Source organism: Micromonospora palythoicola, assembly GCF_036689795.1.
In the GTDB taxonomy this organism is placed as follows: Bacteria; Actinomycetota; Actinomycetes; order Mycobacteriales; family Micromonosporaceae; genus Micromonospora; species Micromonospora palythoicola.
In genome coordinates, this window is sequence record NZ_JBAGKI010000001.1 from 1 (window position 1) to 8,739 (window position 8,739).

General features: G+C 64.4%; 8 protein-coding genes. 7 read left to right on the forward strand and 1 reads right to left on the reverse strand.

Translation table 11 applies throughout. The features are described 5' to 3' along the window. Nucleotides 1-196: 196 nt before the first annotated feature. The 7 genes from queC to dbpB (V5O40_RS00035) all read left to right on the forward strand — a co-directional run bounded on the left by queC (nucleotide 197) and on the right by dbpB (V5O40_RS00035) (nucleotide 6,465). Nucleotides 197-898 carry a 7-cyano-7-deazaguanine synthase QueC gene (queC, locus tag V5O40_RS00005; RefSeq protein ID WP_332903480.1) on the forward strand — a complete coding sequence of 234 codons (702 nt, stop codon included), beginning with the start codon at nucleotides 197-199 and terminating at the stop codon, nucleotides 896-898. Then, the gene (gene queE / locus V5O40_RS00010) at nucleotides 811-1,542 is read left to right on the forward strand and encodes a 7-carboxy-7-deazaguanine synthase (RefSeq protein WP_332903481.1); all 732 of its coding nucleotides are present in this window, start codon (nucleotides 811-813) and stop codon (nucleotides 1,540-1,542) included. Before queC ends, queE begins: the two co-directional genes overlap by 88 nt. Then, a complete protein-coding gene (gene queD / locus V5O40_RS00015; protein WP_332903482.1) occupies nucleotides 1,542-1,901 on the forward strand; it encodes a 6-carboxytetrahydropterin synthase QueD in 360 nt (119 codons plus the stop codon). The genes queE and queD overlap by 1 nt, the downstream gene beginning before the upstream one ends. An 83-nt stretch (nucleotides 1,902-1,984) precedes the next feature. Continuing rightward, entirely contained in the window at nucleotides 1,985-2,899 is a 915-nt protein-coding gene (locus V5O40_RS00020) for a hypothetical protein (RefSeq protein ID WP_332903483.1), read from the forward strand. Beyond that, nucleotides 2,899-4,041 carry a DGQHR domain-containing protein DpdB gene (gene dbpB, locus V5O40_RS00025; protein ID WP_332903484.1) on the forward strand — a complete coding sequence of 381 codons (1,143 nt, stop codon included), beginning with the start codon at nucleotides 2,899-2,901 and terminating at the stop codon, nucleotides 4,039-4,041. Before V5O40_RS00020 ends, dbpB (V5O40_RS00025) begins: the two co-directional genes overlap by 1 nt. Beyond that, the gene (dpdA, locus tag V5O40_RS00030) at nucleotides 4,038-5,279 is read left to right on the forward strand and encodes a tRNA-guanine transglycosylase DpdA (protein WP_332903485.1); all 1,242 of its coding nucleotides are present in this window, start codon (nucleotides 4,038-4,040) and stop codon (nucleotides 5,277-5,279) included. Before dbpB (V5O40_RS00025) ends, dpdA begins: the two co-directional genes overlap by 4 nt. Further along, on the forward strand, nucleotides 5,272-6,465 hold the full coding sequence (gene dbpB, locus V5O40_RS00035) for a DGQHR domain-containing protein DpdB (protein WP_332903486.1): 1,194 nt from the start codon (nucleotides 5,272-5,274) through the stop codon (nucleotides 6,463-6,465). Before dpdA ends, dbpB (V5O40_RS00035) begins: the two co-directional genes overlap by 8 nt. A 238-nt stretch (nucleotides 6,466-6,703) precedes the next feature. Here the strand turns inward: dbpB (V5O40_RS00035) and V5O40_RS00040 are convergent, their stop codons facing one another. Then, nucleotides 6,704-8,734: a hypothetical protein gene (locus V5O40_RS00040; protein WP_332903487.1), complete on the reverse strand. Its 2,031-nt coding sequence runs from the start codon at nucleotides 8,732-8,734 to the stop codon at nucleotides 6,704-6,706. Nucleotides 8,735-8,739 lie beyond the last annotated feature (5 nt).

The following is an 8,739-nucleotide window of genomic DNA, read 5'->3' on the forward strand; positions in this document are numbered from 1 at the left end:
AGCGCCGCACGTCGTGGCTGGGCTTGTGCCGCACCTTCGACCAGTAGCTAACGAGATCCGAAGACACGCCCTGGCCACCTTCCGACAACGCGCAGTACTCGGGTAACGTGACGCAACCTGCGAGCCATAACTGCACACCCGCTGGCTGAGCAAGCCACTGCAGTTTCTCGACCGTTGACGAAGCGAGGAGCCTCAGATGTCAGCAGCCAAGCCTCAAGCTGTAGTACTGCTGAGCGGGGGTCTCGACTCGGCTACGGCCCTTGCTGTGGCCGTGAACGAGGGGTTCGAGGCCAACGCCCTCAGCTTCCGGTATGGGCAGCGGCATACCGTGGAACTAGAAGCCGCCGCGCGGGTCGCGAAGGCTCTTGGGGCAACACGTCATGTGGTCGCCGATATCGATCTCCGGATCTTTGGCGGCTCTGCGCTGACCGACAACGACCTCGCGGTCCCTCATCACGAGAGCGCGGAGGAGATCGGGACCGAGATCCCTGTCACGTACGTGCCAGCGCGGAACACCATCTTCCTGTCGTTCGCGCTCGCCTGGGCGGAGACGCTTGAGTCGTCGGACATCTTCATCGGGGTGAGCGCACTCGACTACAGCGGCTACCCCGACTGCCGGCCCGAGTACATCGAGGCCTACGAGCGTATGGCGAACCTTGCGACCAAGGCGGGCGTCGAAGGCAGCCAGCGAATGAAGATACACACCCCGCTCATCCACCTCACAAAGGCGGACACCATTCGGCTGGGCCTCAGCCTGGGCGTGGACTATTCGCTCACGCATAGTTGCTACGACCCCGTCGACGGCCGGCCGTGCGGCAGCTGCGACTCCTGCCTGCTCCGTACCCGCGGATTTGCCGAGCTCGGCATGTCGGATCCAGTCCTCGGCGGCGCATCTTGAGGTCTGCGTACCGGGTCAAAGAGATCTTCTACACACTGCAGGGTGAGGGCACGCATGCCGGGAGGCCGGCTGTCTTTTGCCGGTTCACCAGCTGCAACCTTTGGACGGGCCGGGAGAAGGATCGCCACCGGGCCATCTGTCAGTTCTGCGATACCGACTTTGTCGGTACGGACGGGCCAGGAGGAGGACGCTTCCAGTCGGCGCAAGACCTTGCTGCCGCAGTGGCTAAGGCATGGGCGGGTGCAGCCCACCCGAGAAGCAGGCCGTACGTCGTCTGCACGGGCGGCGAGCCTCTGCTGCAACTCGATGCCGCTGCCGTCGAAGCGCTACACGAGCAAGGCTTCGAGGTCGCTATCGAGACCAACGGGACGCGGCCCGCACCGGCCGGCATCGAGTGGATTTGCGTCAGCCCGAAAGCGGGGACAAACCTGGTTCTCCGAATGGGTAACGAACTCAAGCTCGTATACCCCCAGCATGGCGCAGAGCCCGAACGATTCGCGGACCTGGATTTCGGCCACTTCCTCCTGCAACCGATGGACGGACCCGACCAGGCAGCGAACACCCGAGCCGCTATTGATTACTGCCTTGCTCATCCTCAATGGTCGCTGAGCTTGCAGACGCACAAGTACATCGGGATTGCGTGATGGAAATCTTTCGTGAATTCACCTTTGAAGCCGCTCATCGCCTGCCTCACGTGCCCGATGGGCACAAGTGCGCCCGTCTCCACGGCCACTCCTACCGGGTTGAACTGCACGTACGGGGTGAGGTAGGTGCGTCTTCGGGCTGGGTGATGGACTTCGGTGACATCAAGGCGGCGTTCCGCCCCATCCTGGAGCAGCTGGACCACTACTACCTGAACGAGGTGCCGGGTCTCGAGAACCCGACGAGCGAAGTGCTGGCGCAATGGATCTGGGCGAGACTCGTCGATCAGCTGCCGCTATCAGCCATCGTGGTCAGGGAGACCTGCACCTCGGGCGCCGTCTACCGCGGCGATGCCTTGTGACGGAAGCGACGGCCGACGAGCATCCACTAGGCCCGGCCCGGGAGAGCAACCGGGCGGAAGGACCGGCACGCGTACACATTGTCGTGACCTGCACCAACCGTAAGAGTCTCGCGGTGCCAGCCGACCTGCGCGTCGGAGCACTGTCGGAGAACCCGCCGAGGCAAAGGCTTGCGGAGTGGCTTCGACGACTGTCCGAACCCAGCCAACCTTCCATTGCCGCCGCCTCACTCTATGCCGGCGAGCATTGGGCAGCGGCACGTCAACTGGCCACCTCGGTACGCGCGGAAGCGCAACTGTGGGTCTGCTCGGCGGGTTACGGATTGATCCCCGCCACCGCACAGATCCGTCCCTATGCCGCGACTTTTACGACGCGGGAGGCAGACTCGGTCGGGCGCAGGGCGGCCGAAAACCGCGACTGGTGGCGCGGGCTTAGCGAATGGGTCGGCCCGGAACCCGGCGCGCCGCGGTCGTTCTACGACCTTGCCCGCACGAACCCCGACGACACGATCATCGCCGTCCTGTCGGACACCTATCTTCGGGCGTGCAGTGACGATCTCCGTAGAGCGGCAGGGCAGGTGAGCGACCCACAACGGCTGACGATCGTCGGGCCGGCCCAGGCTGATCCCGACCTGGACGAACTTGTCGTCGGCGTAACCGCTCTAATGAGGCCGGCAGTCGGCGGCAGCCTGCTCGCCCTTAACGTCCGGGTAGCGCAGCGCCTCCTCGGCCTCGTTACTGCGGATCCCGGCACCCACCGCCGCCCCCACCTCCGCGCCCTGGTTCATGAACTGGCAGCCACAGCGCCCCCGCCAGCGCCTAGGGCTCATCGCGAGCGCATGACCGACGATGAGGTCAAGGCTTTCATCCGGCCACTCGCAGCGGCCGGACCAACCTCGGCAACGCGTCTGCTCCGACAGCTACGGGACTCCGGCAAGTCATGTGAGCAGGGACGTTTCAAACAAATCTTTGACGCAATCGAATTGGACGTGCGCCGCTGATGCCCCCCGCACACGACTCCAAGACCGTAGCGCGCCGTGCTCTGCGAATCGCCCAGCCCGGCACCCCGGCCCTCTACCTCTTCGCACTCCAAGCGGAAGAGGTCCTGCAAATCGCGGACATCTCCCGGGTCAGTCGGGACGACGCCGGGAAGCTCATCGGCTACCAACGCCCACAGGTGCGTAAGCACATTCAAGAGATCGTCGACTACCTCAACACCGAGGCCGCTGTCTTCCCCAATCCCATCATCCTGGCCTTGTCCTCCAACGTGCGGTTCCAGTCGAGTAGAGGACCGGGCGCCGGGGACGGACTCGCCACCTCCGGGGTGCTCAGCATTCCCTTGCCGCAACCCGGCAAGCCCAAGCCCGCTTGGATCGTCGATGGGCAACAGCGGGCTCTCGCGCTGTCACGTACCCAGCGGCAGCAGTTTCCGGTACCGATAACCGCGTTTGTCGCGGACAGCGTCGGGTTCCAGCGCGACCAGTTCCTACGGATCAACAACACCCGTCCGTTACCGCGGGGTCTCGTGACCGAGCTACTGCCGGAGGTCGACAGCCCACTACCCCCGCGACTCGCCATCAAGAAGGCGCCCTCGGCGCTGTGTGACGTCTTGAATGCCGACAAGGCATCGCCCTTCTATGGGCTGATCAAACGGGCGTCAACCAACCGCCAGCAGGCACCGAACGCCGTGATCACAGACACCCTCGTCGTCGAGATGATCCAGGAGAGCCTCACCTCACCGGCCGGCTGCCTCTTCCCCTACCGCGACGTCGCCCGCAACGAGACGGACTTCGACGGGATCCTCCAGGCACTCTGCACCTATTGGTCAGCGGTCCGTGACACCTTTCCTGACGCATGGGGCAAGGCTCCCACCAAGAGCCGCCTCATGCATGGAGCAGGCATAAGGGCCATGGGACGACTGATGGATAGGGTGTTGGGCACTGTGGACCCCCGCCTCCCCGAGGCCCCACAACTGGTCAGCAAGCACCTCGCAGTGATCGCTCCGCACTGTCAGTGGACGGGAGGAACGTGGGGCGAGCTCAACCTTCGTTGGAACGAGATCGAAAACGTATCCCGACACGTGCAGGAACTGTCCAACTACCTAATCCGCGTCTACCTGAACGAACGGGCGGGAATTCGATGAAGTTCTTCTTTCCCGACAGCCAGGACCAGGTAGACCCCACGTTCAACTTCGTTACCGAGGAACGCGACCCGTTCCGGGTACGCCAACGCGACGATCTGTACGCCCACGAAGTGTTGAAGCCGCCGCCGTTCAACGGCCTCCTGGTCTCCAAAGCCATCGTGGACGGGACCGCCGGCTCCAGCACCGGCAAGTACACCCTGCCCCAGCGCCACAGGCTGTACCGGGAAGGGGCGCGGAAGTTCTTCCGCCTCGACAACGGCAGCGCCCCGCTGAAGATCATGGGCGACTGTGGAGCCTTCTCGTACGTTGGCGAGGAGTATCCGCCCTACACGGTCGAAGAGGTGATCGGCTTTTACGAGGGGTGCGGGTTCGACTACGGCATCTCCGTCGACCACGTCATCTTTCAGTACGAGCCGAAGGTCCTCCGGACCGACGAGGCGGCCAAGGAGTGGGTTCGCCGGCAGCAAATTACGCTCGATCTTGCCGCAGAATTCTGGCAACGCTGTACAGCAAGCGACGTCCACTTCACGCCTCTCGGGGTGACTCAGGGCTGGAGCCCGGAGTCATACGCCTATGCGGTGGTGGAACTGCAACGGATCGGGTATCGACGAATTGCGGTCGGTGGCATGGTTCCGCTGAAGACGAAGGAGATCCTCGCCTGCCTCCGCGCCATCGATGACGTACGCGAGCCCGACACGCAGTTGCATCTCCTGGGTATCAGCCGCGTCGACGAAATCCCGACCTTCGCCGGCCACGGCGTGAAGAGTTTCGACAGCACGTCGCCCTTCCGGCAGGCGTTCAAGGATGACCGGGACAACTACTACGCGCTCGACCGGACATACGTGGCGCTCCGCGTCCCGCAGGTCGACGGGAACGCGAAGCTCAAGGCACGAATTCGTTCAGGCGAGATCAGCCAAGGGCGGGCCATGCAGTTGGAACGCATTGCACTGACACGCCTTCGAGAATTCGACAGGGGCGAGGTCGACGTAGAGGTCGCCCTGGAGGCGCTCGTCGCCTACAGCGCGGTATGGGACGGCAAGGCGGACAGGAGCAGTCAGTACCGCGACACACTCGAGAATCGGCCGTGGCAGGCCTGCGACTGCTCGATCTGCAACAAGGCCGGCATCGAAACAATCATCTTCCGCGGGGCGGAACGCAACAAGCGCCGCGGCTTCCACAACCTACACGTATTCGGGCGGCGACTGCGCCGGCAGCTTGGAGATGACGACCGTGACTAAGCAGGGAGACGAGAGCGCCATGGCAGAGAGCCACGGGCAGATGCTGCATCTTCCAGCTCTCGAGATCAGGCAGGGCCCGAACCGCCGTCTCTACACCTTTGCGGTGGACGGCAAGCAAGTCCCGTCGTTCGCCGCCGTGTCGCGGGTCCGACGCGACAGCCAGCAGCAACTCCACGGCTACCAGCGGCCCGAGGTCCTGGCCCACGTGGCGGCGATCCGCCGCTACGTAGAGTCCGACGACAGCCCCCTGCTGCCCAACGCGATCGTCGTCGCCTTCGACGACCGAGTTCGCTTCGTCCCTTCCGACGACACCGCGACCGACGGACCCGGCTACGTCCGCATGGGAACCCTCCTGGTACCCGTGAGCGAGGACTGGGAGGAGGCCGACAAGCCTGGCTTCATCGTGGACGGCCAGCAGCGTTGCGCGGCCATCCGCGACGCGGAAGTCACGGCCTTCCCTATCTGCGTCACCGCCTTCATTACCGCCGACCAGGCCGACCACCGGTCGCAGTTCATCCTGGTCAACTCCACGAAGCCGCTTCCCAAGGGCCTGATCCACGAGTTGCTCCCGGCGGCGTCCGGCCCGCTACCGAACCAACTACGCGTACGGCAACTTCCCGCGACGGTCCTTGAGCGGCTCAACTTCGAGGAGCGTTCGCCGCTACGTCACATGATCCAGACGCCAACCAATCCCACGGGCGTCATCAAGGACAACTCCATGCTGCGCATGCTCGAGAACAGCATCTCGGATGGTGTCCTGTACCGGTTCCGCGGAAGCGACGGGACGCTGCCCAACATCGGACTGATGGTGACCGTACTAAGCGACTTCTGGACGGCGGTACGGGAGGTTTTCGGTGAGGATGCGTGGGGCAAGTCCCCTCGCAAGTCGCGGCTGATGCACGGCGCCGGGATCATCAGCATGGGCTACCTGATGGATGCCATCGCCGACACGAACAGCGGCGGCGCCGACGTGCCGGATACTCAGGGATTTGCCGCAGGACTGAAGACCGTCAAGGATTACTGTCGCTGGACCGAGGGCACGTGGGATCTCGGCGACGGGATTCCGCGCCGCTGGAACGATGTCCAGAACACGCCTCGGGATATTCAACGAATCACCGACTTCCTTGTCTCCACGTATTACGCCAAGCAGGGCAAGCGGCACGATCGGTCGAATCGGCTCTTCTAGCCCTTTTCGCGACAGACCCGAGGATTGTGCCGGGCAACGGGGGCAATGCTTGCACTGTTAGAGGAGTCGATAGCGGCCTTGGCCTTGCTGATAAACAGGGCCGAGGCGCCAATTGCATGGCGGAAGGCGGAACACCTGCAACAGAGATCATTTTCAGCCACTGTAGGACGATCTGAAGCCGTGTAGGCTCTGTAGCGTCGGTACCTCGGCGAGGTCTTATGCCGTGCGATACCACAAATCAAGAGGCAATCGATGCCGCAATCGCTCCACGTTCGTCAAGCGCAGAACTGACGGCACGCAGCAACGACGCAGATCCGGCACCCTCAGCCTCACGGATCGTGGCTTCAGAACGCGCAGTCGAGCGGATGAAGCCTGTGGCTGCATGCGTGGCGCATCGTGTAGCCATGATGATGATGTCGGCCCGCTGAACCCACTGCTTTAGCTGCCGGCTTCCAACGTGATCGCTACTGAGTTGCACGTTCAGCGTCGGCGCGAGTCCGGCCAGAACACTGCTCGCACGTCGCAGTGCCCCTTCGTCCAGAGAGTACAAAAGGACCTCACGCACTGACGTGGGCGCCGGTGTGGGGTTTGGCGGCGGGCTTGCCGGGGATATCCAGGCGAGACCCAGATCAAATTCGTCGTTGAGAAGGCAAGCTAACGCGAGTTGGTCGGCCTCCAGCCGGCTAAGTTGAAGGGCCAGTGGCGCCAGGAGCAACTGAAAGAGCCGCAGGCGCGCCTCCTTGTCGGGGCTGGGAGCGCGAGCGATTACGTCACACATGTCCAAGACGACTGAGGCTTGGTTCACGCTGATCCAGCGGTCACTCTCAGCGCCGAGGTCGTCCAACAGGGTTCTGTACTCTGCCGCCGGCAGGCCACCGCGCAGGGTGATCTCCAACAGAGCCACGATGCCGGCCATGTCACTAGACCGCAACCGATTATGGCTCAGCGCGTTAGTCAGGAATGCCTGTGCCGTGTGACTGGCCGGCTGCCCATAGCCATCACTGTCGACGAAAGCTCCGACGATTGTCCAAGCGCGTTCGGCTCCGTCGTTGTCGAGGCTGTTGAGCAGATCGGCGAGCGCTGCGTCGGAGGTGGCCGCTGGTGACCACGAGCGCCAGGCCGCTTCGGCGATCACTGCACTGATGTCCTCGGCCATGGCGATCGCACGCACCAGTTCTAGCCAGGATTCCGGCCGAGCCGCGATGGGCCGGGGTGGCGGGCTGTCTTCTAGGTCCTCGGCGGGAAATGCCTCCATCGTCGCGGGAGAAAGAGGCAGGAGGGTGGCGGTTAGGCTGTGCCGGTCGCCGGCTGAGGCTGGATCACCGGCGGACGTCAGCAGGTCAGGCCAGACCGCGGCGAGTTGCCGCCACGCAACGTCTTCGTTCCGAAGCCGATCCCACAGCGCGACGTCCGCGTTGGCCGAGGCAGCGACCGCGATCACAGCAAGGGCCTCGACACCGAAACCGGCCAGTGGCCCGTCGGCGAGCGCCGGCACCAAGTCCCCGCGCAGGACCAGCGCCTGCCGGGCCGCGTCGGTGTCGCCGTCGGCCAGCGGGCCGGCGAGCACCGTGGAGTGGATCGCATCCAAGATCGCCTCGCGGACCGGGGCGGGTGGCCGGGTGGCGACCACGTCGCGTAGCGCGGGCAGGCGCAGCAGTTCGCCGTGGTTGCCCAGCCGGGCTAGCCGCTTGATGGCGAGATACGTAAGGTTCATCCCGCTGAGGCCGGTGCCCTCGAGTCGGGTCAGCAGTTCGGCAGTAGCGCGATGGTCGCCCGCGGCCATTGCCAGGTCGAACTCGGCCAGCAGTCGCCCCACGGGCACCAGCTCGCTCCAATACGAGGTCGGTCGCTGTTTGATGGTCCGACGCATCCGGGCAAGTGCCGCCCACACGTCACGAGAGCTGTCCTGCGGATGCTCCAGGACATACACCTTGCGGTGGCCGACGAACACGGCCACCGCGTCGTCGACCGGATCGCCAGCCCGCAGTACCTCGGGTCGGCTGACGAAGGCCGCGTGGCTGGGCACCACGAACGCGGTGAGCCACTCCCGCACCGTCGTTGCATGTCGACCGAGCCGGGGAATGACGTAGACGTGCTTGCGCGGGTTACCGGACTCGTTGCGCGGCAGGATGTACGGCACGTCGGAGTCGTCGGTCAGCAGGGCGAGGTAGTCGGCGAGGAACGCAGCGGCCGGTGAACGGGCATCCCGTCCCTGCCAGGCCGCGTTACCGGGGCCGAAGAAGCGGCCCAGGAAAGTCTCGACGTCCATCGCGG